Source organism: Telmatobacter sp. DSM 110680 (assembly GCF_039994875.1).
Taxonomy (GTDB): Bacteria; Acidobacteriota; Terriglobia; order Terriglobales; family Acidobacteriaceae; genus Telmatobacter.
This window is the reverse complement of sequence record NZ_CP121196.1, coordinates 3,163,712-3,188,089: the sequence shown is the minus strand read 5'-3', so window position 1 is coordinate 3,188,089 and position 24,378 is coordinate 3,163,712. Positions and strand designations below refer to the sequence as shown.

The 24,378-nt window shown below is 56.0% G+C and carries 17 protein-coding genes; 8 read left to right on the top strand and 9 right to left on the bottom strand.

From position 1 onward, the window contains the following. Positions 1–72 precede the first annotated feature (72 nt). Positions 73–2,766, top strand: coding sequence for a TonB-dependent receptor (locus P8935_RS13160; protein ID WP_348260752.1), 2,694 nt, complete (start codon positions 73–75; stop codon positions 2,764–2,766). An 82-nt stretch (positions 2,767–2,848) separates the two neighbouring features. On the opposite strand, the gene P8935_RS13155 is transcribed toward P8935_RS13160, so the two are convergent. After that, positions 2,849–3,334 (bottom strand): DinB family protein, encoded by a 486-nt coding sequence (locus P8935_RS13155; RefSeq protein ID WP_348260751.1) that lies wholly within the window; start codon positions 3,332–3,334, stop codon positions 2,849–2,851. A 220-nt stretch (positions 3,335–3,554) separates the two neighbouring features. On the opposite strand from P8935_RS13155, the gene P8935_RS13150 reads away from it, so the two are divergent. Both P8935_RS13150 and P8935_RS13145 read left to right on the top strand, forming a co-directional pair. After that, entirely contained in the window at positions 3,555–4,127 is a 573-nt protein-coding gene (locus P8935_RS13150) for a hypothetical protein (RefSeq protein WP_348260750.1), read from the top strand. A 175-nt stretch (positions 4,128–4,302) separates the two neighbouring features. Further along, positions 4,303–5,289: a TIGR01777 family oxidoreductase gene (locus tag P8935_RS13145; RefSeq protein ID WP_348260749.1), complete on the top strand. Its 987-nt coding sequence runs from the start codon at positions 4,303–4,305 to the stop codon at positions 5,287–5,289. A 103-nt stretch (positions 5,290–5,392) separates the two neighbouring features. Here P8935_RS13145 and P8935_RS13140 read toward each other — a convergent pair whose 3' ends face one another. From P8935_RS13140 to P8935_RS13120, 5 genes are all read right to left on the bottom strand, one after another. Further along, positions 5,393–5,848 (bottom strand): hypothetical protein, encoded by a 456-nt coding sequence (locus P8935_RS13140; protein WP_348260748.1) that lies wholly within the window; start codon positions 5,846–5,848, stop codon positions 5,393–5,395. Positions 5,849–6,018: 170 nt separating this feature from the next. Continuing rightward, positions 6,019–6,732 (bottom strand): Crp/Fnr family transcriptional regulator, encoded by a 714-nt coding sequence (locus P8935_RS13135; RefSeq protein WP_348260747.1) that lies wholly within the window; start codon positions 6,730–6,732, stop codon positions 6,019–6,021. Continuing rightward, positions 6,732–6,992 (bottom strand): hypothetical protein, encoded by a 261-nt coding sequence (locus tag P8935_RS13130; RefSeq protein ID WP_348260746.1) that lies wholly within the window; start codon positions 6,990–6,992, stop codon positions 6,732–6,734. Before P8935_RS13130 ends, P8935_RS13135 begins: the two co-directional genes overlap by 1 nt. A 300-nt stretch (positions 6,993–7,292) precedes the next feature. Beyond that, positions 7,293–9,623, bottom strand: coding sequence for a sigma 54-interacting transcriptional regulator (locus P8935_RS13125; protein ID WP_348260745.1), 2,331 nt, complete (start codon positions 9,621–9,623; stop codon positions 7,293–7,295). A 127-nt stretch (positions 9,624–9,750) separates the two neighbouring features. Then, positions 9,751–10,161, bottom strand: a complete 411-nt coding sequence (locus P8935_RS13120; RefSeq protein WP_348260744.1) for a DNA-binding protein — start codon at positions 10,159–10,161, stop codon at positions 9,751–9,753. A 237-nt stretch (positions 10,162–10,398) separates the two neighbouring features. Between P8935_RS13120 and P8935_RS13115 the strand changes: the two genes are divergently transcribed. Beyond that, a complete protein-coding gene (locus P8935_RS13115; RefSeq protein WP_348260743.1) occupies positions 10,399–11,151 on the top strand; it encodes an SDR family oxidoreductase in 753 nt (250 codons plus the stop codon). A 106-nt stretch (positions 11,152–11,257) separates the two neighbouring features. Next, positions 11,258–12,835 (top strand): AsmA family protein, encoded by a 1,578-nt coding sequence (locus P8935_RS13110; RefSeq protein WP_348260742.1) that lies wholly within the window; start codon positions 11,258–11,260, stop codon positions 12,833–12,835. A gap of 70 nt (positions 12,836–12,905) precedes the next feature. Here the strand turns inward: P8935_RS13110 and P8935_RS13105 are convergent, their stop codons facing one another. The 3 genes from P8935_RS13105 to P8935_RS13095 all read right to left on the bottom strand — a co-directional run bounded on the left by P8935_RS13105 (position 12,906) and on the right by P8935_RS13095 (position 16,230). After that, positions 12,906–14,642, bottom strand: coding sequence for an alkaline phosphatase family protein (locus P8935_RS13105; protein WP_348260741.1), 1,737 nt, complete (start codon positions 14,640–14,642; stop codon positions 12,906–12,908). 108 nt (positions 14,643–14,750) lie between these two features. Continuing rightward, positions 14,751–15,314, bottom strand: a complete 564-nt coding sequence (locus P8935_RS13100) for a hypothetical protein (protein ID WP_348260740.1) — start codon at positions 15,312–15,314, stop codon at positions 14,751–14,753. A 46-nt stretch (positions 15,315–15,360) separates the two neighbouring features. Next, positions 15,361–16,230, bottom strand: a complete 870-nt coding sequence (locus P8935_RS13095) for a hypothetical protein (protein WP_348260739.1) — start codon at positions 16,228–16,230, stop codon at positions 15,361–15,363. A 318-nt stretch (positions 16,231–16,548) separates the two neighbouring features. On the opposite strand from P8935_RS13095, the gene P8935_RS13090 reads away from it, so the two are divergent. The 3 genes from P8935_RS13090 (at position 16,549) to P8935_RS13080 (ending at position 24,378) form a co-directional block, all read left to right on the top strand. After that, positions 16,549–18,951, top strand: coding sequence for a DPP IV N-terminal domain-containing protein (locus tag P8935_RS13090; RefSeq protein ID WP_348260738.1), 2,403 nt, complete (start codon positions 16,549–16,551; stop codon positions 18,949–18,951). A gap of 40 nt (positions 18,952–18,991) precedes the next feature. Beyond that, entirely contained in the window at positions 18,992–20,806 is a 1,815-nt protein-coding gene (locus P8935_RS13085) for a DUF885 domain-containing protein (protein ID WP_348260737.1), read from the top strand. A 404-nt stretch (positions 20,807–21,210) separates the two neighbouring features. Then, the gene (locus P8935_RS13080) at positions 21,211–24,378 is read left to right on the top strand and encodes a carboxypeptidase-like regulatory domain-containing protein (RefSeq protein WP_348260736.1); all 3,168 of its coding nucleotides are present in this window, start codon (positions 21,211–21,213) and stop codon (positions 24,376–24,378) included.

The following is a 24,378-nucleotide window of genomic DNA, read 5'->3' as shown; positions in this document are numbered from 1 at the left end:
ACAGCACCGTTGCACGAGCAGTTGCCGGCTTGTTCCCCCAGGCCGCGATGTTGGGTATTGTTGGAGACTTTCATGTTGCGCTTCATTGCTTTGGCCGTCTTGCTGTCGTCGTCTGTCCTCATCTTCGCCGCAGACTCATCGACATCTTCTGCAAAACCCGCGCCCGCATCCACGGTGCAAGGAGTAGTGGCTGATCCGACCGGTGCCATCGTTCCCAACGCTGAAGTCGACCTCTTGAACGCCGACGGCTCGATCGCAGTAACCACAAAATCAGATGGCGTCGGCAACTTCCTGATGGCCGCTCCCCATGCGGGCAGCTTCACTCTCGTCATCTCGGAACCCGGATTCGAAACCGTTCATCTGCCCGTGACAGTCCGTCCCAACGTCGTCTCCGCCGCCGCTCCTGTCGCCCATGTTATGGCCGCGCCACTGCACATCACGCTGCCGATCGCTTCGGTGGCAACGAATGTCCGTGTAAACGGTGATACAGATGAAGACTTGACTGCGTCGGAGGAGAATCGCGACTCGTCGGTCATGACTTCGAGCGATTTGAAAGCGTTACCAATCTTTGACAATGACTACGTCACTGCCATGAGTTCGTTTCTTGACGACAGCGCATCGGGATCCGGCGGCTCAGGATTGATGGTCGACGGAGTAGAAGCAAACCGTGCCACAGTGTCAGCTTCCGCCGTGCAGGAAGTCCGCATCAACCAGGACCCATATTCCGCGCAGTACTACTGGCCGGGCCGCGGGCAAATGGAAATCATCACCAAGTCCGCAGCCGACAAATATCACGGACAATTCAATTTTCTCTTTCGCGATTCCGCACTGAATGCGCAGAACGCATTGGCCCCCTCGAAACCATTTGAGCAGCGGCGCGTATACGAAGGCAGCACCACCGGGCCAATCTTCTTCGCAAAGAAGAGCAGCTTTCTCGCCAGCTTCAATCGCGCGGAAGAGGATCTGAATTCAGTTGTGAACGCCGTTGTGGTTCCGACTCCCGGTGATCCGAGTGGCTTGCTACAAGCCAATGTTCCAGCGCCGACGCGCGACACCGAATTCAGCGTTCGTGCTGCGCACCAGTTCGGCGACAAATACTCGGCATACGCGCAGTACAGCTACGAAGATTGGACCGGCCAAAATCAAGGCGCAGGCGGACAGGCATTGGCCAGCAGCGCCTACAACAGCGAATATCACGAAGACGATACCGTCGTACACGTCGACTCGACACTTTCGGCGGTGCTGCTCAATCAGTTCTCCGTAGTGGGAGAGCATGACTTCAATCGCCACGCAAATGTCTTTGAAGCGCCACGCGTAAATGTCAGCGGGGACTTCGTAGGTGGCTCTGCGCAGGGCGACTATCTCAGCACCGAATACAACTTCCGCATCACCGACATCGTGACCTGGACCCATGGCCGCCACACCCTCAAGTTCGGTGCTAACGTTCCCCACATCGGCAGGCGAGCGTTTGACGACAACACTAATGCGCTGGGTACGTACACCTTCGGGCCAACGTTGAACGCCGATGGCACAATCGCCCAAACAGCGTTGCAGAATTATGTGAACAACCTGCCGTCTGAGTTTTCGCAGAATACCGGCGACGTGCATTTCATCTATCACCAGCAGGAGATGGGCGCCTTTATTCAGGATCAGTTCAAGATGAATGCGCGCTTCTCCATCACACCCGGCATTCGCTACGACTGGCAGAATTTCCTGGCCACCAAGCGGCTCGGCTTTTCGCCGCGTGTCTCATTCGCGTGGGTGGTCGATGAGGACTCGAAGACCGTAGTTCGCGGCGGCGGCGGCATCTATTACGACCGCTTCGGCTCCGGCCCGCTCTTGGATTTGGCGCGCTATGAAAATGCGCGGCGACGTTCGATCCAGATTTCGCTGAATCCAGCGACGCTTCCCTCTTCCGGATGCGTGCCGGTATCCGACTGCACAACCATTACAGAACAGCCCGCGAATCTCGCCCAACTAGCGCCAAATGCAGCTATCCCCTACGAACTCCAATACGGTCTCTCCATCGAGCGCCAACTGGGCGAGAAGGCTACGGGCATCATCAGCGCCTATTCAACTCGCGGTATCCACGAGTTTCGCTCGGTGGACATTAATGCCCCAACGCCCGAGTCCGGATATACGGTACGCCCGAATCCAAATTACGGACTGATCCGCCAGATGCAGCCGTACGGATTCTTTGAAGGCAGCGGGCTCGATCTCTCCTATCGCGGCCGCCTGAACAAATACTTCACTGGATTTGGCCGTTACACCTGGTCGCACTACGAATCGAACACCGGCGGCATCAGCTGGTTCCCGCAGAATCAGTACGCGACGAACGATGAGTGGTCGAATGCCAGCTTTGATCGTCGCAACCGCCTCGGCATGTACGCCATGTTCAATCCCAAGAGCGTCTATAACCTTGCCGCGGGAATCTTCGCCAACTCCGGCCGCCCCTGGACGATCACCACCGGCACCGACGCTTACGGCGATTCACTCTTCAACACGCGTCCAGATGGAGTTGCACGAAATACAGAGAATGCGCCGTCTTATGTGGACCTCGATCTGCGCTGGGGACATGATTTTGCAATCACTCCCAACAAGGATGAGGAAGCTCCGAAGGTCGGCTTCTCTGCCGGCGCCTTCAACCTCCTCAACCACCAGAACCCATCCAGCATCGACACGGTCGAGACTTCGCCCACATTCGGTGACGTCACCGCCGATGGCCCCCCTCGGCGAATCCAACTGGGTATGCGCGTCGAATTCTAAGTGCCAGTTGTCAGCGTTCAAGGATCGGCTCTCAGTTTTCTTTGAACTGATCACTGAACACTGACAATCTGAACACTGCGGTTCATCGTTCCCAGAACGGCGGTGGCTCGATCCCCAGCGCTCTCAAATAGACATATCCCTGTCCTCGATGGTGGATCTCATTGTCGATTGCGTAGCGGATCGTGTCGATTCCGCGTCCTTCCCACTGCCCAAACGCCTTGTCGACCTCGCTGAACCGGTGCGGCGGAATCTGTGCGAACACCTCGTCCAGCCTCGCCGTCTGTTCATCCCATATCCGGAGCAGCTCGCTTTTAGTCGTCACGCTTGCTTTTGCAAATGAGAACTCCGCCCACTTCCCCGTCGCGACGCCCTCGGCGATCGGCACCGCCATACGGATAAACTCCCATGCCAGCTCCGAAAACGGACGCATCCCGCCAATCGAAAACGCGAAAAGCTTGTCTTCCGGAAACGCCTCAATCACCCTGCGCGTCAGCCGTCGGTGTCCCTGCCAGTTCTTCAGAAGATCGCCTGCCGTCTCCACGCCCACTTCCGCAATCGCAGTTGTCATATCGTTTTCCTCCGCCCAAATCTGAGCACAGTACAACGATGCCAAACCATACATGACACAATTTGTCATATATGCGGAAAAATTATTTTGGGCTCGCATTTGGTCATGCGCAAATGCCTCGGAATGCATAGATCAAACCTGAGCAATCAGATCAATTTATCTTCGGTTTGCGGGAACCTTTCTGCCAGCCCGCGCGTAGAATTCTGGTGTGAGGGTCGCTATGCCTCGACACAGTTTCTCTACCCTGCTGTTGTTGTCCAGCTTACTGCTGGCCGCTGCCATGCCAGCGCGCGCGGATAAGGATGCCGTGCAGTTCGGGAGCAGGATTGTTGTTCCGGAAGGAAAATCAATTCACGACGCTGTCTGCTTCTTCTGCAGCGTCGATGCCAAAGGTGACATCGATCATGACGTGGTAGTTTTTTTCGGCAATGTGCATGTCGCGCACCAATCGAAGCACGATATTGTGGTCTTTTTTGGGTCGGTACGCGCGGACGACAATGCTGCCATCGGTCACGACCTGGTGAATTTCTTTGGATCCGTCCACTTGGGTGAGGACGTTACAGTTGGCAATGACGTGGTGGTCATGTTCGGCGGCCTGCATGCGGCCGATTCCGCGAGCATCTCGGGAAATCGCGTAGCGCAGCCACCGTGGATCTTCTGGACGCCGCTTCTGGTCATAGGCCTGGTCATCATTATCGTCGTGCGCGAGATTCGGGGCCATCAACGCAGGCAGTACCTCGCCGCGTACGGCTATCCGCCGATCCAGCCCCCGCCCCCACCACCGGTACAGTGATCGACCAGATTTTCTCGAATCAAAGGTTCTTGTGCAATTCGCCACTGCTCCATCGCTGCACAAGCGAGGGCCCCTATGAAAAGGTCGCAGGACGTTCCGAATCAACGCCGGAATCCCAACCCACCCATTTTCTCGACAGCACACGATTCGAGCCGATCAGTCTAAACTCCACTTGATGATCACGGGAAATTTTGCGGCAGTTCGACCGCTTCGCATCGTCATTCCGGGGGGTAGTGGTCAGGTGGGCCAAGTGCTGGCGCGGCACTTCCAGCGTCGCGGCGACCACGTCACTGTGTTGACACGCGGACCACATACCGCCGAGTGGGAAACGGTGCACTGGGACGCGCAGACGCCAGGTATATGGACGCAGTATCTCGAGGGCGCGGACGTGTGCATCAACCTGACGGGCCGAAGCGTGAACTGCCGCTACACGCCGGACAATCGCGTTGAGATTTATAACTCGCGCATCGTATCGACCCGCTTGTTAGGCGACGTGATCGGATCGCTTAACAACCCGCCGCGCGTATGGCTGAATGCATCGACTGCAACGATCTACCGCCATGCACTTGATCGCTCCATGGACGAGAGAACCGGTGCACTCGGCGGCGGTGAGCGAGGGGCACCTGAGACATGGGACTTCTCGATTCGCGTGGCGCGCGACTGGGAAACAGCCTTGTTCAAAGCCGATACTCCCCGCACGCGCAAAGTGGCAATGCGATCGGCGATCACGTTCAGCCCGGTGGCCGGCAACGCGTTCGCCGTCCTGTCAAATCTCGTCCGCGTGGGACTCGGCGGAAAACAAGGCAACGGGAGGCAGTGGGTATCGTGGATTCACGAAGATGATTTTGCACGGGCGGTCGAGTTCCTGATTCTGCGCGAAGACCTCGACGGCGCAGTCAACATTGCCTCGCCGTATCCTGAGCAAAACCGCGAGTTCATGGCGCAGTTGCGTGACGCCTGGGACATGCCCAATGGAATTCCCGCACCCGCGCCGCTGCTGGAGCTTGCAGCATTTTTAATGCGAACCGAAACTGAGCTAGTGCTAAAGAGCCGGCGCGTGATTCCAACCCGCCTCCTCGATGCCGGCTTCAAATTTCAAATTCCCCATTGGGCGCACGCATCTGAAGACTTGGTAGAGCGATGGCGAAGAAGTAGACAGTGAGAGGAAAGAATGCAACCAGTTTCTGCCCTCTCGCACAGCGACGAAAAGCGAACAGACGGAGCTTCGGCCTTTTCTAGTCACTATTCCCTATTCCCTGCCTTTATCACCTCGGAGTGATCTCAGTGATCGGCAAATCCCAGTGCGCGGCAAGAATCTCAAACCTGCGCTGCTCCTCTTTCTTGTAAGTATCCTGATCCGGCCAGAGTTGCTTGATAAAAGCCTCTTCGTCAGGATTCGCCGTCGTTGCGAGGGCGGAGTTCTTGTACGTAATGGTGACCCGATAATCCCAGCGGCCATCTTCTGTTGTGTGGTACGCAGGCGCCTCAATCTTGATCGCAAGCATGCGGCCCGTAGTCTGGATCTTCTTCAGAAGTGGGTAATGATTCTTAAGGAAGAGGTCGTGGAACTCCTGCTGATGCCCCCACTGCACCTTGTAGTAGTACTCGATGGTGTAAGGCTGGTCGGCTCCTCCCTGCGGCGGAGCACCCTGCGCCAAAACCGGTCCGGCAACACAGCAAGCAATGACGAGAGAGAGCAATACGGCTAGAACTCTGCGCACGGAAGCCTCCTTGGGAACAATGACAGATGGTTGGCTGCCATTGTAGCGCGGAGGCTCCTGTGCATCACTGCCGGGTATTCCTTATGAATGCGTCGCCGCGAACCCGGGCCCAACAACAATCGCAGCGAACTAGTGCAACTGCTTTTAAGAATCTAGCTATGTTTACGGCATTACATCCCAGCGAGAGTTTGCAGGGCGCCCTTGCTCGGAATCGTCAGGATCGATCCGTGAAACGCCACAAGCCGACGGCTCTTAAAGCTTGATAGAGTACGGGTCACCGTCTCGCGCGAGGCGCCGATAAATTCGCCAATCTCTTCATGCGTGAGTGAGAAGCGAACGCGCGTTCCAGCTTCAGTCTTCTGCCCGTTTTCGCTCCAGTCGAGCAACAGGCGAGCAAGCTTTTCCGGTGCGGAGCCAGACAGGGCAACCGTGCGCAACTGCTCGCATGCAACCTTGTATTGCAGGCTCAGTTCCTGTGTAACAACCTGGTAGACCTCGGGATGACGGCCCATGTAGGCGATAAACTGGTCACGATCGATGACGGCGATTCGCGCGGGATACAGGACCTCTGCGGTCATTTCGCTGGGCAAGCCTGAAAGCGCTGACGAGAGTCCAAGAACTTCGCCGGCTTTCGCGATGCTGAGGATAAGGCGCTTGCCATCGCTCGAATTAATCGAAAGCTTGACCTCTCCGGAGACCACGATGAAGATGCCTGCGGGTGTGCACTTCTCAGAGAAAAGCTGCATGCCGGGCTGGTAGAGCGTGGGGAATTCCATTGACTCCAGATCGCGGAGTGCTGCCACGGAAAGCTTCTTGAAAAACTCGCCGGGCCGATTAGACTGCACTCCGGAAGTGGTCATCGATTCGCGCATGGTAAGCATCATCAGTCTCCCTCTTCTACGGTTGCGGCTTTACTTGCAGTCACTTCATCTGCGAGAAATTGAGCCCATGGTGTATTGGTTATGAACGCGGCGTGGGTCTGAGCGTAAATCGATCTCAGCACTTGCTTGCCAGCGGCATCGGCGTAGGTAACGTTGTGTATATCGATGACGACTTTCTTAGTGGTTAGTCGCGGGGCCTGTTCCACCCAGACGCGGTCGAGTTCATTCGCCCACGGCCCCGCCACGCGCCCTTCGAGCCTCATCTCTACGGTGTCCTCGACATCTTGTAACGTGATTCGCAACGTATGTTGGCCCTCGTCGGCCTCGCTTACCTATAAGGCAACTACCGTGCCAAACTTGCGAGGGCCTTCGAGGCTTCCTGTATATCCCTTATTTTTGAATGATTTACTTTCAATGATTTGACGCGGGGATCGCACATGACGAAATCCAGGTGACGAAGTGACGAAGACGGAATGCCGTCACGAGACGAAATCTCGTCACGATCCGCCAAATCGCACACCAAGTTTCATGAAAATGGAGCAATTGGATTCGCGCGCGCAACCTTACATATAGTCGCTGCGTTCAATGCCCAGCTTTTTCAGTTTGGAATTGAGGGTGGTCCGCTTCAGGCCAAGTCGCTCCGCAGCTCCGTCGGCCCCGCCAATCTGGCCGCGAGTTTCGCGCAGGACGCGAAGGATGTGCTCGCGCTCCGCTGCCTGGAGAGTAGGGCTGAAGTTGTCCAACTGCTCCTGCTCTTCGGCAACCTTGGTTTCCAACTCGGCAAGCGGTACGTACAGCACGGAGCCGCGCGTCAGGATTACAGCCCGCTCTAGAAAGTTTTCAAGCTCGCGGATGTTGCCGGGCCACGGCCAGCGGCACAGGGCCTTCATCGTTTCCTCGGGAATTGTCTCGATGCTCTTACCCATGCGACGGCTGTGCGTGGAAACGAAATGACGCACCAATACCGGGATGTCTCCCGAGCGGTCGCGCAATGGAGGAGAAAAAATCGGGAAGACTTTCAGGCGATAGAACAGGTCGCTGCGAAACTGCTTCTCCGCGACCATTTGGGAGAGGTCCCGATTCGTAGCTGCAATCAGCCGAATATTCACGGAGATTGGGCGGTTGCCTCCTAGGCGTTCAATCTCTCGTTCCTGAAGGGCGCGAAGAAGCTTTGGCTGAAGATCGAGAGGCAGCTCCCCGACTTCATCCAGAAACAGCGTGCCCTCATGCGCCAGTTCGAGGCGCCCCATCTTGCGCGCAATCGCTCCGGTAAAGGCACCTTTCTCGTGCCCGAACAGCTCGCTTTCAATAAGGCCCGCTGGAATGGCTGCACAGTTGACCTTGATGAACGTCCGGTCACGACGCCCGCTGAGGCGATGGATAGCTCGCGCAAGCAGCTCTTTTCCCGTTCCCGTCTCGCCTTGAATGAGGACGGTTGCATCCGTCGGGGCCACAGTTTCAATCTGCTTCAAAACCTGGCGCAGACCGCCGCTTTCCCCAATGATGTCCTCGAAGCGATTCTCGAGGTTGATCTCTTCCTGCAAATACTCCTTCTCCTGGCGAAGGCGGTCGCGGAGCTCGGCGATCTGACGAAAAACCATCGCATTGCTGACGGCCATAGCAACCTGGTCGGCCACTTGCACCAGCATCTCGGCCTCGCGCTGCGTGAAGGCGTTCTCGAGCCTGCTGGAAACAGCGAGTGTGCCAATAACCTCGCCGCGATTGATCAGCGGAATGCAACATGCCGATTGCATGCCAAGCGAAGTGAGGTGGCGGACCGCCTCTGGCTTGAAGTGCGATGTCTGCAAGCGTTCAATAATCACCGGTTCGCGGGTTTGGAACGCCTCCGAGGCCGGAGATCCTTCCAATGGAACCAGCACGTCACTGCGTCGGATATCGCCTTCGTCGATCCCAAGAAACTGAACCATCAATGTCCGTGAGGACGCGTCATACAAGCCCAGCGTCGCGCAATCGTGCGGTACTACTTCGCGCACGCTTGCCGAAATTGCCCCCAGCAGTTTGCGAACGTCCAAGTTCGAAAGCAGTGCCTGGCTGAGCTGTAGCATTACGGCTTCCTCAGCCCGCTTGCGATCGGTGAAGTCGCGGGTCACCTTCGCGAAGCCAGTGAGTTCCCCGGTCTTGTCGCGAACAGCAGTGAGAACTACGTCTGCCCAAAAGCGCGAGCCATCCTTCCGCACCCGCCAGCCCTCTTCTTCAATACGCCCCCGCAACGCCGCCAACCTCATTAGCTCAGCTGGTCGACCTTGCTCGACGTCTTCCTGCATGAAAAAACGCGAAAAATGCTTCCCGATGATTTCGTCCGGAGTGTAGTACTTAATCCGCTCTGCACCGGGATTCCAGGTCGTGATGTATCCATCTTTATCGAGCAGATAAATCGCGTAATCACGAACTCCATCGAGCAGTGAACGCAGTTGCAGATCGCTCCGTCGAGCTTCGTCCTGGGCCTGACGCTGTTCCGTCACATCACGCACGATGCTTAGTACGGCAGACCCCGCAGGGGTACGCAAAGGCCTAAGCATAATGTCTACCGGAAATTCGGTACCATCCTTGCGAAGACCGAACAGGTTCATCGCCGCACCCATCTGGCGAGCGCGAGGATGTGCATCGTAATTCTCCCGGTGCGCAGGATGGCGCGCACGGAAGCGCTCCGGAACGAGGATTTCGATTCTTTTACCGACTAGCTCCGCTGACGTGTAACCAAACAGTTGTGTCGCGCGCGGGTTCGCGGCTCGGATGATGCCATCATCATCCGTGACGAATATTGCATCTGGAGAAATGGTGAAAAGGTTCTCCAGTGCAAATCGAGCGAACTCGGCCCGTGTGACCTCAGCCGCAGCCGCTGCGTCCTGATCAGGGGAATCAGACAGGCGCATCCAGGCTCCAAACTATCTATGATTCGAAAGATACGCGCTCAGGGCCATGGCTAACAATCCGATATCTCGTTCCTTTCAGTAATTTGAAGTGGAACGCATCGAAAGGCGGAGGTGCCGCAGCGGCAAATCACCCGTTTTTCTTGCGTTTATTTGCCGCTTTCTCCGCGTGGGCCGAAAGCGCTTGGTGAGAGGTAGTGTTTTTGGGCTCCCGCTGCATGGCTTTTAGCCGAGACCGGCCGCGCTTAGTCGAGCCTTCTTCATCAGTCTGAGGGTCGGTGCGGCCCTTCTCCACATCGTGCTCCGCTTTATGACGAGTTTCCTCGCTGGTCTTGCCGGGTGCCGGCGGCTTCAATGGAACTCCAGCGCGCCGCGCCTTACTGAGACCGATGGCGATGGCCTGCTGCGGTGATCTCGCTCCATGCTTCCCTTCCCGCACATGCTCAATCTCCTCCCGGACGAATTCGCCTGCCGCCGTCGATGGCGCCTTGCCCTCTCGCAGGTCTTTCTGAGCCCTTTCCATGGTTTCTTTTTCAGGCATGATGCTCCTCCCCAGCGTGGTTCGATGCCCGTCGAGTAATCGAAGGCTACATTCGCCGCTCTCCAAATCTTCCAATGCCTCACCTTGATACCCAAAGGAGACCTTGCTTCAATCCAATGGCTGGGGCCGCCTCGTTCGTCTGATGAAAATCTGCGCTGATGACCTGCTCTGAAACATCAACTTCGTGAACCTCTCACGAATCTCAAGAATCCAAACTTGTACAGGAGATAATCCCCAATGCCCCAGAAGATTGCATTCATTACAGGCGGAAATCGCGGACTAGGATTCCAAACCGCGCTCGACCTAGGACAGAACAAGGAAGAAAACGTCAAGGTTGTCATCGGTTCGCGGGATAAGGCGCAAGGCGAACAGGCCGTGTCCAAATTGCGCGCAGCGGGTGTTGACGCCGACGTCCTCCAGTTCGACATTACAAAGCAGGCAGATTATCAGGCTGCCTACGACTACTTCGACTCGAAGTATGGCCGACTCGACATTCTGGTGAACAACGCAGGCATCGCAGGCGGCACGTTTCCCGGCGAAGGTCCAGAGCACCGTGCAGCCGATGTGCCGATGGATCTGCTGCGCAAGGTTTTTGAGACTAACTTCTTCGCACAGGTCGAACTGACTGAGAAACTGCTGCCGCTGATCAAGAAGAGTCCCGCCGGGCGCATCGTGAACTTGTCAAGCATTCTGGCTTCCCTCAAGCTGCATGCCGATCCAAAGTCACCGATCTACAACGCCAAATCCTTCGCCTACGACGCATCCAAGACCGCTCTCAATGCCTTCACAGTCCATCTCGCCTATGAGTTGAGGGATACGAAGGTCAAGGTGAATTCAGCGCATCCAGGATGGGTAAAGACCGATATGGGCGGCCAAAGCGCTCCCATGGAACTGAGCGAAGGCGGGAAGACCAGTGCGGCCCTGGCAACCCTGCCAGAAGATGGACCGACGGGCGGATACTTCCACATGGGCAAGCCGCTGCCTTGGTAACTCGGCCTTGAGGGAGCCATGCTGACCAGATGTGCACGATCGTGCTGCACGATGCACGGTCTCAGACAGTACAATCGTGCCAGTCTGGATTGAAGAGGGAAACATCATGCTAAAGCAGTGGGTGCTGGTCGTCGCTGCCGTCGTCTTCCTCCTCCTGTTTGTCATTTCTCTCGTTCCATTCTTTGTGAACGCCGAATCCTTCAGGCCGACAATCGAAAGCCAGCTATCGAGCGCGCTTGGCCGCCAGGTGACTGTCGGAAGCCTCACCTTCTCGATCATGGCCGGAAGTCTTGACGCTGAAGATATATCCATCGCCGATGACCCAAATTACAGTGCTGTCCCCTTTATTCAGGCTAAGAAGCTGAATGTCGGCGTTGAAATCTTCCCCATCGTTTTCAGTCACAGCATGCACATTACGAAACTGAATATCGATACGCCCTCTATCCAACTCATTCAAAATGCAAACGGGAAATGGAATTTCTCGAGCCTCGGCGGTTCAAATCAGGCAGCTACAACCCAGCAACACGGGTCCATGACCGATCTCGTTGTCGAAGAGTTGAAGATCACCAACGGGAGCGCAATGGTATCGTCGATTCCCCAGACCGACAGACCGTTCGAATACACCGAAGTGAACATTACGGTAAAGGACTTTTCGTTTCAGAAGTCATTCCCCTTCGAATTGCTGGCAAAACTTCCCGGTGACGGGACTTTGAAGCTGAGCGGGGATGCCGGTCCGATTTCGCAGACGGACGCATCAAAGTCACCGTTCCAGGCGACCCTGCAACTCAAGAATTTTGACCCCGTCGCATCCGGCGTGATCGACAAGAGCAAGGGAATCAAGATGCAGAACGATGTGGACGCCCAGCTCAAATCGGATGGAACAACGGTATCGAGCACCGGAAAGATCAAAGCTTCGCAGTTGCAACTAGTACCCAGGGGTTCACCTTCTCAAGACCCCGTAGACATCGATTACAACATCTCTGACAACTTGGAGACGCGCAAGGGCACGCTGGCCGATGTTGCAGTTCATGCCGGATCGGCTGCGGTTCACGCAACCGGCAGCTTCCAGTTCACCCCGCAAGCCATCATGCTTGACGTGCATCTCGCTGCGCCGAATTTGCCCATCGATCAACTTGAGCGGCTGCTCCCTGTTGTTGGTATTCATCTTCCCGCCGGGTCTTCCCTGCAGGGGGGAACCATCACAGCGAATATCAATGTCACCGGTCCGGCAACCACGGCGACCCTCGCTGGTCCGGTCGAGATCGACAACACCAAGCTCGCAGGATTTGATCTCGGATCCAAAATCCAGGGCTTGAATCCTTTCGGGGGCACGTCCGGTGGAACAGAAATTCAAGTGCTCAAGGCGAATGTGAATTCTTCACCGGATGGTGCGCGGATTACGGACATCTACGGCAATCTGCCCCAGATCGGTTCGGCTACGGGCGAGGGTACGGTCTCACCCACGAGTTCCATCAACTTCAACCTGACCGCAACCCTCAATTCCTCAAATGCAGTGGGCGCGGTAGCGAATACGGCGGTAAACGCCGTTGGCGGTTTGGTCGGCAGTTTCCTGCATCCAGGAGCAAAGCCTAAGCCGGCTTCGAGTCACGGCATCCCGCTGACGATCACAGGCACCGCGACAAATCCCACCATCAAGGCAAACATCGGGGCGATGCTGCGCTAGGCCCCGAATAGAGTAACTGTAAGGCAAACATGCGGACGCTCGATGCGCCCGCATGTTTTATTTCGCCTGATTATCGTTCGTTGAAGTTGAGGTTTAGGTCCGGCAGTACACCCGTACCCTCTAGGCGCACGCCGTCCAGTTTCGAGGGATCAAGCCCAAGAGCTTTCAGAATCGATGGCGCAACCTGCAGTGTCCCCACTTCGGAGTAGACAGTGTGCGGAACAAGCGCGGGATTGGAAACCAGCAACATCACATTCGTATCGTCGTGTGAGAAGCCGCCATGTTCCATCAGCTTCTTGTTGCTCCCGGTATAAGTGACACCGACATTCGGAGTGACGATGATGTCAGGCGTGCGCGGATCGCCGTTTGGAGCCCATCCCGGCGTGTCGTAGTTGAGTGCGACCGAAGGCCCGTAGTAGATCTGGCCAATGCCGGTAGCCGCGCGATTCGCTTCCAGCAACGATACCGCTGCGTCGGTATACGAAGGATTGGTAAGCCACAGCAGCGAAACGTCATCCTCGGTGGATCCGATACCGCTGGCATTCGGATCTTCTGAGGGCGGCATGGCGGCGTGCAATTGATTCGAGATGAGCGTCGCCGGTGAGAGACCGTTGCTGGTCTTTCCCGGAACGGCGTCGTAGGCATTCGGGTCGATGGGTGATTGGCCGTGCTTGGAGGTAATGATCACCAACGTCGACTCATAGAGGCCACGATCCTTGAGCCTCATCGTCATCTGGCCGATAGCATCGTCAACAAACTCAATTTCGCTGAGCAGGTTTCCGGTTGGAGTTCCTGCTGCATCCAGATAACCTCCCTTGCCTGGTCCGCTCTCAATGAGCTTTTGCCCCACGCTCACGGCTTGGAAGTTCATACCGAAGATCGTCGGTGTCTTCGCATGTTTCCCGCTGTGCGTCTTACCGTCGATCTCGTTCAGAATCGCGTTCACTTTAAGCGTGTCATAGCACTGAATATTCTGGAAGCTGTTGGTCCAGGCCGTAAGGTCTGCGGAAGCATCGGGAATACTGGAGCAGGAGATTCCCGAAGGGGTCATTACGCCGGGCAGTCCGATCACATTGGAGTTGATCTCAGGCGAATAGTAGTCGTCGAGAACGCCGACCCCGTCGCGCCCAGCCACAGATGAGTAAGCGGGATGCTTGTCAGACCAGGCGGTATAGCCTCCAGCCTTGTGAATGACGCCGTAAATGGTGTTGGTGCGCACAAATTGCCACGGATAGACAGGAGCGCACCCCTTGGCCGGATCGCGATCCATCTTGGTGGGATCGAGCGATGCAATACCGCCATCCGTAAGGCTGGCCCCGGGTGCTCCGCCATTGACCTTCGTCTGATCGATATCGAGGCCCTCTTCGTACTCGGTGGTGTAGCCGGTGGGCGCCTTGCCCGCCATGCATGGAGCTGCAGGATTGCCGTTACCTGTCGTTACCGCAGGTCCATCGAGCGAGCGGTCATAGGCGACGTCATAGTAAACGCCCATCAAGCGCGGCGTGGCGCCGGAAACGATATTCATCAGTCCCGGAAACGAATCGGACGGCTTCGAGGTATTTGCCGCAACATAGTTGACTCCGGTTGTGCCGAGAGCCGCGAGATTAGGACAGTAGGGTTTGCCGCCATTAACTCCTGCAATCCCTTCAGTACAGTTTTTGTAGTCGACGGCGTGCATTCCATCAATGCTGATAAGTAATACATGTTTGATCTGGCTCTTCTCCCAGTCGCTGTCGCGGTCTTGAGCGACGGCACCAACTGAAAGCAAAGCATAAAGAACTGAAACAGCGGGGATAAGCGAACGCATGTTACCTCCTGGAAAAGGAAAGTAGCAGCGAGGCTTAAACACATTCATTGCAGGGGAGTAAAAATCAGGTCAATTCTGTTTTGCAAATCTAGACCCTGTTCAAGCTTTCTACGGCTTCACATTGATCACTGAGATTTGCGCTAGATTTCGCACCCATCGTGCCGGGCGGCGCTCTTCAGTGGATACCATCTTGAATGCGCCGTCCTTATCCAGCGGGTGGCCTTCAATGGAGTCCGCCACCAGCACATCCCCGGTGTGAATCGAAGGATCTACCTCGGCCAAGGTGTAAATCACGCAATAGTGATCCGCGCCCTCCGCCACCACGGCGGTCATAAATAGCTTGCCCTTCACACTCTCTCCTTGAGGAGTGCCTACCTTTTGCAGCAGCTCGATCAGTTCTACTCCTGAGTATCTTTCATTAGTCTTAGTGTGTTCGTTGTAAACCGAAATCGTTTTATGGGGCAGCATAGCGAGATCGGCGAGTGTGAACGTAACCGATTTTCCATCGAGTCCGCGGACGGCAAGCTGCTTAGATTGCACCGACGCAGTCGCATGGTTCATCTCCACCGTCTGCCCCGTTTGCTGCGCGCGCGTGTATGAACTGACGGCAAGAATCAGAACAATCGACGTTCGCGCAAACCACTCAAACACCGCATGACTTGAGACTTTCATGCCTATTTCTCCGTTTCTAAGCTCCATCGTGACTTGGAAACGCAACCTAAAACGGCATACGTACGGTGAATACCAGGTTATGGTTGGTGCTGTGGAAGTGCGTCACCGCGATCTGCTCTCCGCCACCGAAAGTAAGGCCCAGCCGCCCAGGTTTCCCGTCAGGATTGTGATCCAGCGGAATTCGCCCCACAATCAGTCCAGGAGTGACGAAGTCCGTAGTCTTGCCGTCATTGGGGCCGCCTACAAAAAAGCTGGCGTTCGACTCAACTTCGGGCCAGAAGAAATGAGCCACACTGGTACGAGCGAGGTGATATTGCGCCACGCTGTTCCAGGTAATCGTGTGACCGAGCTTCTTTCCGCTGCTTGCCGGGAGTGAGCCACCGGCCGTAGATGTCAGCGCCAGCAGGCCGAATCCCTTGCCAACAGCGAGCGTGGGAGTGGCCGTCGCGCAGCAGCTGCCGTTCCCGTTCTTGCCAGTTGGATAGGTACCCGCAACAAACGCAGTGATGATTGCGTTGCCGTGCTCCTCATTGCGGGCAAAAAAGCGATACTTCGAATTAAATGAGACGTCACCAAAACCGTCGTTCCCTGATTGATGCGCGATGAACGGCGGAATATTGAAGAGCAACTCAATATGACGCTCAGGGATGATCTCGAGCCCCTTGCTGTTGCCGAAATTCCACGTGTTCTCAAGCTTTGTATTCGTCTGGCGAACAAAGTCGGTGCGGATCTCCTGCTCCAGGCGAGGTGTGACAGTGACAAGTGGGGTAACCCAATGCGGCTGCTCTGCCTGTGTCGCAGAGACGCGCGCCTGATAGCGGGCGATGAACGAATTGCCGGTGACATGCGGCGACTGGGCAACAGCACCGGCAACTGCAAACAAGCCAAGTTCAAGCAACACAAGAGAGCGGCGCACGGACGCGGAAAGCCGAGGGTGAGGGCAAAATAGAGGCAGTTTTGAACAAGGGAAGGGTATACGCATCTCTTCCGTTTTTATACGATTTATGTCGATTTACTGTCAATATTCACTAATATTGACTTTATTCGAACACCAAAGATCATCATGACCTTGAGCGCCCTTTCGCTCGTGAAACGCCCGTGCTGGCACGCGGTTGGTTCCTCCCGCGAGGCTTGAGGGATATAGAATTCCAACCAGTAACATCTTCTCCGATCTGCACATAGCGCGATCTTCGTTGCCAGAACGAGGCGGCCGGCGCTTAAGGACTCCAGAAACATGACTGCTATGAAACTTGTGAAGTCGATCGTGAGCCCGTTTGCGGGCCTTGCCTTGGTTTGTATCACCGCGCTAGCTCAGCAGCCGCGTCAGTACACCGACGACGACTATGCGAGGGCCGAAAAGTTCATGGCATATAACGTGAACCCTCTCGCTTGGAAAGGCCAGGTAAATGCCCAGTGGCTCGACGACGACCGCTTCTGGTATCGCGAGGCGGAAGACAGCGGGATTAACTACATTCTCGTCGATGCCGCGACCGGTACCCGCAAACCCCTGGTCGATCAGCAAAAGCTGGCAACTGCTCTGAAGGCGGTGATGAAGGGCGGGACAGGAATAGATGCCCGCCACCTGCAACTCACCGACATTTCGCTCAGCGATAGCGATCACACGCTGGCTTTCACCGCGCGTGGCGGAAAGTATCAATGCAGCGTGGGAGCAGGATCGGATGCGTGCAAGCTGATTGCGGCGGAATCACCCGCCCCAGGCGAAGCGCCGAACCCGCCACTGACGCTCTCGCCGAACCGCAAGCTTGGCGCGTTTATTCGCGACTGGAATTTGTGGGTTCGTGACATGGCGACTGGCGCTGAGACTCAACTCACGACCGATGGCGTGAAGGACTTTGGTTACGCCACCGACAACGCGGGATGGAAGCAGTCCGATTCCGCAATCCTGTTGTGGTCCCCCGACTCGAAAAAAATCGCGACGTTCCAGCAGGATCAGCGCAAAGACGGCGAAATGTATTTGGTCCCGGTGACTAATTCGCATCCCCAGCTCAAGGCGTGGAAGTATCCGCTGGTGGGTGACAAGGATGTGACCATGATCGAGCGCGTAATCATCGACGTGGACGCGCGCAAGGTGATCCGGTTGAAAATGCCGCCAGATCAACACCGGTCAACCTTGTGCGACGACATCGCCTGCGACGGAAACACGTTTGCCGATTTGGAATGGAGCCCGGACGAAAAACACCTCGGGTTCGTTTCGACCTCGCGCGATCACAAGCAGGAATGGGTGCGCGAGGCCGATGCTGAAACCGGCGAAGTCCGCGAAGTGATGACGGAGACCGTCCCCAAGTTCTACGAGAGCGGCAACGGCAAAATCAACTGGCACTACCTTCCGAATTCCAACGCGATACTGTGGTTCAGCGAGCGCGACAACTGGGGAAACCTGTATTTGTACGATCTCGCGACCGGAAAGCTGAAAAATCAGATCACGCATGGCCCCGGAAACGTCACAGAGGTTCTGAATGTAGACGAGAAGGCGCGCGTCGTTTACTTCGTTGGCGTGGGCATTGAAAAGGATCGCGATCCATACTTTGAGCATTTCTATCGCGTAAATTTTGACGGCACTGGGCTGAAGCTGCTGACACCGGAGAATGCGGATCATCGCATCAAGGTTTCGCACGATGGGCGCTACTTTACCGATAGCTATTCAACGCCCACCAAGCCGCAGGTAACAGTAGTTCGCGATGACAACGGGAAGACCGTGATGGAGCTGGCGAAGCAGGATATTACGAAGCTGATGGCCGCTGGCTGGATGCCTCTTACGCCAATCACGGTGAAGGGCCGCGATGAGAAGACCGACCTGTACGGCTTCATGTTCAAGCCCACAAACTTTGATGCTTCGAAAAAATATCCCATCATCAACTACGTCTATCCGGGACCGCAGATCGGATCGTGCGGCGGCCGCGACTTCCGCGCGGCCCACGGGGACATGCAGGCATTAGCTGAGTTGGGCTTCGTGGTGGTTTGCATCGACGGTATGGGCACGCCGTTCCGCTCCAAATCATTTCACGAGGCCTATTACGCCGACCTCGGCGACAACACCATTCCCGACCAGATCGCGGGCATGAAGGATCTGGCAAAACAGTATCCGTTCATTGATCTCGATCGCGTCGGAATCTGGGGACACTCCGGCGGAGGCAATGCAACCGGCGCCGCGATGCTGCACTATCCTGACTTCTTCAAGGTAGGGATTGCTGAAAGCGGCAACCACGACCAGCGCGACTACGAAGACGACTGGGCTGAGAAGTGGGCCGGTATCGAAGTCAAAAATGCCGACGGCACCAGCAACTACGATTCGCAGGCCAATCAAAATTTCGCAAAGAATCTCAAAGGCCACTTGATGCTGGCCCATGGAACGATGGACGACAACGTTCCGCCCAACAATACGCTCCTCCTTGTTGACGCACTGATCAAGGCAAACAAGGATTTCGATCTGGTGCTGATTCCGAATGTGCCCCACGGCTACGGCCCGGCTTCGCAGTACATGATGCGGCGGCGGTGGGATTATTTTGTCCGTTACCTTGCAGGCGCCACTCCTCCGAATGAGTACAAGATGAAACCTTATCCGGCGGCCATCAGTGTTATTCGTGGCGGTCCCGACCCCGACGACTACTCTTTCTAAAGCGCATGTTGAGCGGGCACGTGAATCGAGGAAATCCGTTATGCAGATAAGATTCTTGGCAGCGTTTATTCTGGGCGCGAGTACGCTTGCGACGCAGAATGCAGATCCAGGTCAGAAATCAAATGCGGAGTTTGCGAAGCTCAGCGAGCAGTTCGTTCATGAGACGCTGGCGCTTTCGCCAGCCAGTGCGTCGCAGGCCGGCTACCACAAGCATGTCGATCCAAAAACCGGAAAGACGATTGCACTCGATTCCCAGTTAGACGACGTGAGCCCCGATGGCATCGCAAACCAGCGAAGCGTGTACGCAAAATGGCGCGAGCGCTTCCACAACGAAACTCCAGTAGCTTCTTTGGGTGCGGAGGATGCAGCCGACTGGCATCTCATCGACGATCAGATCGGGCAGAGCCTGTTGGAGTTCGACCATATCCAGAACTACAGGCACAACCCGACAGAGTACGTGGAACTGATCGGCGCATCGCTCTTCCAGCCCCTCACCGATGACTACGCAACCGAGGACATACGTTTGAGCGATGTTGTCTCGCGTGTTCAGGCCACGCCGCGCTTTCTGGATCAGGCAAAAAGCGAACTACTCGATGCCGACCCCATCTTCATCAAGGTCGCCATTGAGGAGAACGAAGGCAACGTCGACCTGATCCAGGAGACGATCGCCGCAGCAGTCTCCAAACATCCCGAGTTGAAACAACGATTCGACCAGGCTGCGCCGCCAGCGATAAAGGCTCTGAAAGATTTTTCACAATGGATGCAGAACGACCTAGCGAAACGGAAAACCGATCGCACGTGGCGGCTGGGCAAAGAATGGTATGCAGAAAAATTCCGGCTGGTTATGGAAACGGACATCACGCCGGAGCAGGTCTTTAACGAGGCCCAATCCGCGTTCGATAAAACCCGCGCAGAGATGCTGGAACTAGCCATGCCGCTGCACAAGCAGTACTACCCCGACCACGACGATCATGCGACCCTGGGTCAAAAAGAACGCGAAAACAAGATTATCAGCGAGGTCCTCCAAAAGATTGCAGACGATCATCCCAAGCGTGACGACCTGATGCAGACTGCGAAGGACGATCTAGTTGGTATTCGGCAGTTCATCATCGACAAGAAAATCGTGTCCCTGAAGTCACGCGACAATCTGAAGGTTATCGCCACACCTGAATTTGAGCGCGGGATTTATTCCGTAGGAGGATTTCATTCTGCGCCGCCGCTCGATCCAAATGCCGAAGCTGAGTTCTGGATAACGCCAATCGATCCCAAAACACCCGAAGCCAGCGCTGAATCTAGGTTGCGCGAGTACAACAACTGGGTGCTGAAATGGCTCTGCATTCACGAAGCGTTGCCCGGACATTACGTGCAAGCAGAACACGCCAACGAGATCCAACCTGAAACACGACGGTTGGTTCGTGGCTTGTATGGCAACGGCGCGTACGTCGAAGGTTGGGCCGAGTATATCGCCCAGGTGATGATGCAGCAGGGATTCGCAAACAGCGATCCGCGCTATCGCCTGAGCTACTTGAAAGTGTGGCTACGCGCCATCGGAAACAGCATTCTCGACATTCGCATGCAGACCATGGGAATGACCGATGACCAGGCGATGCACTTCATGATGGATGAGGCCTTCCAGACCCGCGCTGAGGCGGACGGTAAGCTGCAGAGGGCCAAGCTTAGCTCCACTCAACTGCCAACATACTTCGTAGGCACGACCGAGTGGTGGCGTTTGCGCAAAGCGTACGAAGCGGCGAAAGGCAAAGACTTTAACCTCACTGACTTCAATGATCGCGCGCTGGATGAAGGTGCGTTACCTGTTCCGTGGCTGAAAGACGTTCTGCTCCCGACACGATAATCCCGTCCGAGCAGTAAGCCCTGGCGGGATTGACTCAAAATTGAGTCGCAGGTATATTCACGGGATGGGTATTCACCGCATTCCGGTCGCTTCCGTTGCTTGTTGTTGCGCGCTCGACCGGTCGCGTGGATGAGATTCTAAGTCTCAATCGAATCCCAGGCGGCCGCTTCAGCACTAGCTGACGCGGCTTTTCTGTTTCAGTTTTCAGTTTCAAAATTATGCAGCTAGCAATCCCCAACTCGCGCCTCTCCCTCGACGCCTCCCGGCTGTCGTCGCGCTGTTGTTGCCTCTGTTGTCGCTGATCTCCCGCTTCCGCAATTCCCAATTGTAGAACCTGCGTATCCGCATTCCACCGCGGCATAACTGCCGGTCAGTCCTTACCAGAAATCTTCCAGGAGATAGCCGTGAACGCTACACTCAAGCTTTTTCGATACGCATTTATCTTTGTCATCGTTGCAATCGCTGCGCAGGCCCAAGTGGTTGGCGGCAGCATCGGAGGCGTGGTCCATGACCCCTCCGGCGCAACGCTTTCAGGTGCGACCGTGACCGTCCGTCAAAGCGAAACCGGTGCCACGCGAACGCTTACAACAGATCAGGACGGCCGCTTCTTCGCTCCGTCGGTGCCCGTCGGTTCCTACTCCGTAACCGTGAACCAAGAAGGGTTCGCGCAACAACGACAGACCGGAATCTCGCTCGCCATAGGACAAAGCCTGCAACTGAACTTTGTACTCGGTATAGCCGCTGTGCAACAGGCTGTTGAAGTGGATGCTTCTGATCCGGGCGTAAATACAACCACCCAGCAAACTGCCGGCCTTGTGGATGAGCGACAGGTAAAGGAACTCCCGCTCAATGGTCGCAGCTACGACGAACTGCTGACGCTGAATCCGGCGACCGTGAACTACACCAACGAGCGCTCGGGCGGCATCGGCTCTTCAAATTCCTCGGTGGGAAATATGTTTTCAGTGAGCGGCAGAAGGCCGCAAGACAATCTGTTTCTACTCAATGGAATTGAGTACACCGGGGCATCTCTGATCAACGTTACCCCCGGCGGGACGAGTGGAGAGCTACTCGGCGTCGATGCCGTACGCGAGTTCAACGTTTCGACAGATACCTACGGGGCAACGTACGGCAAACGCAACGGAGCGCAGGTCAGTATCGTCACAACCAGTGGAACAAATCATCTCCGCGGCACCGCATTCGAGTTCATTCGCAACAGCGCGCTCGATGCGCGGAACTACTTCGACCAGGGAACAATTCCGGCATTTCAACGCAATCAGTTTGGCGGGTCGCTGGGCGGTCCGATTCGCGCCAATAAGCTGTTCCTTTTCGGCAACTACGAGGGCTTCCGGCAAAACTGGGGATTGAGCGCAGTAACGCTGGTGCCAGACAACCAGGCGCGCAACGGCTACCTGCCAGACTCATCGGGCCAGGAACACTACGTGGGTGTGGATGCAGCAGTAGCGCCGCTGCTCGCGTTGTGGCCCGTGCAGAATGGGCCGGAGTTGGGCGGCGGAATTGCCGAAGCATTCTCGCATCCGAAGCAACATATTCGCGAAGATTTCGGAACTACTCGATTCGACGCCAACCTGAGCGGCAAAGACCTTTTGTTTGCGGTGTACACCGTCGACGACAGCACAGCAAACACGCCGGCACAAAATCCTCTGAGCCTGGTCAACGAGAGCCTGCGCGAACAGGTAGCCAGCGTGCAGGAACAGCACGTCTTCTCGCCCGCCTTCCTGAACACGGCACGTTTTGGATATTCGCGGGCAAGCTATTTCTTCACGGGATACTCACCAGTCTCGCTGCCGGGTTGGGCTACCGGTGAGCCGATCGGCGCTATTGTGATCAGCGGTAGCACGGCCTCGAATGGTGCATCGGCAATTTCGCAAGCCGGGCTGAACGTTGGCAGCAACAACAAGGCTGCGCGCAATCTGTATACCCTCGACGATCACGTCTACTGGACCAAGGGGCGGAATCAGGTCGAGGCTGGATTATGGCTGCAGCGAATTCAGTCGAACGATCTGCTCGCGCAGAGTCAGTACGGGCAGGCATCGTTCAGCACCTTGCAGACATTCCTGCAAGGCACGGTGAAGACTTTCACCGTAGTTCCCTCTCCGACGGAACTCGGATGGCGCATGCTGGCGGGTGCGGCGTTCGTTGAAGATACGGTGAAGGTGACACCGCGGCTCGAAGTGCGCGCCGGCTTTAGGTTCGAATCAACAAATGGATGGAATGAAGCCCAGGGTCGCGCTGCAAATTACGCGATCGTTGGCGGAGTGCTGCAAACAGATCCGCTGGTTGGCTCATCTGCACTGACAACGAATCGGGCAAAGTTTCTGCCAGAACCGCGCGTCGGCTTTGCATGGGATGTTCGCGGCAACGGCAAAACCGCGGTTCGCGGCGGATTCGGCCTTTATCACGGGCTGCTCGACACACTCGATTACAGACTTGATCAAACCGCGCCCTTCAATACAGCAGAGTCCATTTCAAACATCGCCGTTTCGAAGTTACAGATCACGCCGGGAACACCTCCACCTGCAGGAACCAAGGTCTCGCCAAGTAACGTGCAGCCCGACATCGCCACGCCCGCAGTCCTCACATGGAGCTTGCGCGTGGAGCAGCAGATCGCGCCGCGCACCTCTCTCACCGTGGGCTATGTAGGATCGCACAGCTACCACCAGATCCTCTCTGAAGACATGAACGAACCGGTGCCCACCTATGAGACCGATGGCACAGTCTTTTATCCAGCAGGATCAAAGAACTCAAATCCGGCGCTGGCAAATTCAACATCCTGGGTGTCGCATGGCGTTGGTTTGTACAACTCGCTGATCGTGGATGTGCGGCGCTCGTTCGGAAGCGGATTTCAGTTTCGCGGCAACTACACGTACTCCAAAAATCTTGATGACGGATCGGCTTGGAATACCAGTGTCAGCGGAAACACTCCCGCATTTGTTGAGTTCCCTCTAAATCCAAAATTGGATTGGGGGCCAGCAGCCACTGACGTTCGCAATGCCGCCTCGCTCAACGGCAGCTACGAATTGCCCTTCGGAACAAAGCGGCGCTATCTGAATCACGCACCAGCGGTAGTCAACTTCATCGCCAGTGGATGGACAGCAAGTGCCATCCTGTCAGTCCAGAGCGGTTTCCCGTTCACGCCGCAACTTGGATATAACCCCACTGGCAACGGCGACACCCGCAACCCAGTGCGCCCAAACTGGAACCCGAACTTCAAAGGAAACCTCTACCCGAAGTCACCATCGCAGTACTTCAACCCAGCCGCGTTCCTGCAGCCTGCCACCGGAACTTACGGAAACGTCTCGCGCGATTCACTCTTAGGACCTGGCTTGTCGGAGTTTGATTTTTCAGCAACACGAAATGCACACCTGACAGAACGTCTCGGCCTTCAATTCCGCGCGGAGTTCTTCAACATCCTCAACCGCACAAATCTGTCGACGCCGAATGAGGTCGTATACACATCAGCCACTTCGGCAATTTCGCCGACCGCCGGGTTGGTTACAGCAACTTCGACAACATCGAGGCAGATCCAGTTCGGCGCGAAGCTGCAGTTCTAG

Excerpts from the sequence above, each read along its gene's own strand:
- P8935_RS13160 (WP_348260752.1), top strand. The coding sequence starts at position 73 with ATGTTGCGCTTCATTGCTTTGGCCGTCTTGCTGTCGTCGTCTGTCCTC.
- P8935_RS13155 (WP_348260751.1), bottom strand. The coding sequence starts at position 3,334 with ATGACAACTGCGATTGCGGAAGTGGGCGTGGAGACGGCAGGCGATCTT.
- P8935_RS13150 (WP_348260750.1), top strand. The coding sequence starts at position 3,555 with ATGCCTCGACACAGTTTCTCTACCCTGCTGTTGTTGTCCAGCTTACTG.
- P8935_RS13145 (WP_348260749.1), top strand. The coding sequence starts at position 4,303 with ATGATCACGGGAAATTTTGCGGCAGTTCGACCGCTTCGCATCGTCATT.
- P8935_RS13135 (WP_348260747.1), bottom strand. The coding sequence starts at position 6,732 with ATGATGCTTACCATGCGCGAATCGATGACCACTTCCGGAGTGCAGTCT.
- P8935_RS13130 (WP_348260746.1), bottom strand. The coding sequence starts at position 6,992 with ATGAGGCTCGAAGGGCGCGTGGCGGGGCCGTGGGCGAATGAACTCGAC.
- P8935_RS13125 (WP_348260745.1), bottom strand. The coding sequence starts at position 9,623 with ATGCGCCTGTCTGATTCCCCTGATCAGGACGCAGCGGCTGCGGCTGAG.
- P8935_RS13120 (WP_348260744.1), bottom strand. The coding sequence starts at position 10,161 with ATGCCTGAAAAAGAAACCATGGAAAGGGCTCAGAAAGACCTGCGAGAG.
- P8935_RS13115 (WP_348260743.1), top strand. The coding sequence starts at position 10,399 with ATGCCCCAGAAGATTGCATTCATTACAGGCGGAAATCGCGGACTAGGA.
- P8935_RS13110 (WP_348260742.1), top strand. The coding sequence starts at position 11,258 with ATGCTAAAGCAGTGGGTGCTGGTCGTCGCTGCCGTCGTCTTCCTCCTC.
- P8935_RS13105 (WP_348260741.1), bottom strand. The coding sequence starts at position 14,642 with ATGCGTTCGCTTATCCCCGCTGTTTCAGTTCTTTATGCTTTGCTTTCA.
- P8935_RS13100 (WP_348260740.1), bottom strand. The coding sequence starts at position 15,314 with ATGAAAGTCTCAAGTCATGCGGTGTTTGAGTGGTTTGCGCGAACGTCG.
- P8935_RS13090 (WP_348260738.1), top strand. The coding sequence starts at position 16,549 with ATGACTGCTATGAAACTTGTGAAGTCGATCGTGAGCCCGTTTGCGGGC.
- P8935_RS13085 (WP_348260737.1), top strand. The coding sequence starts at position 18,992 with ATGCAGATAAGATTCTTGGCAGCGTTTATTCTGGGCGCGAGTACGCTT.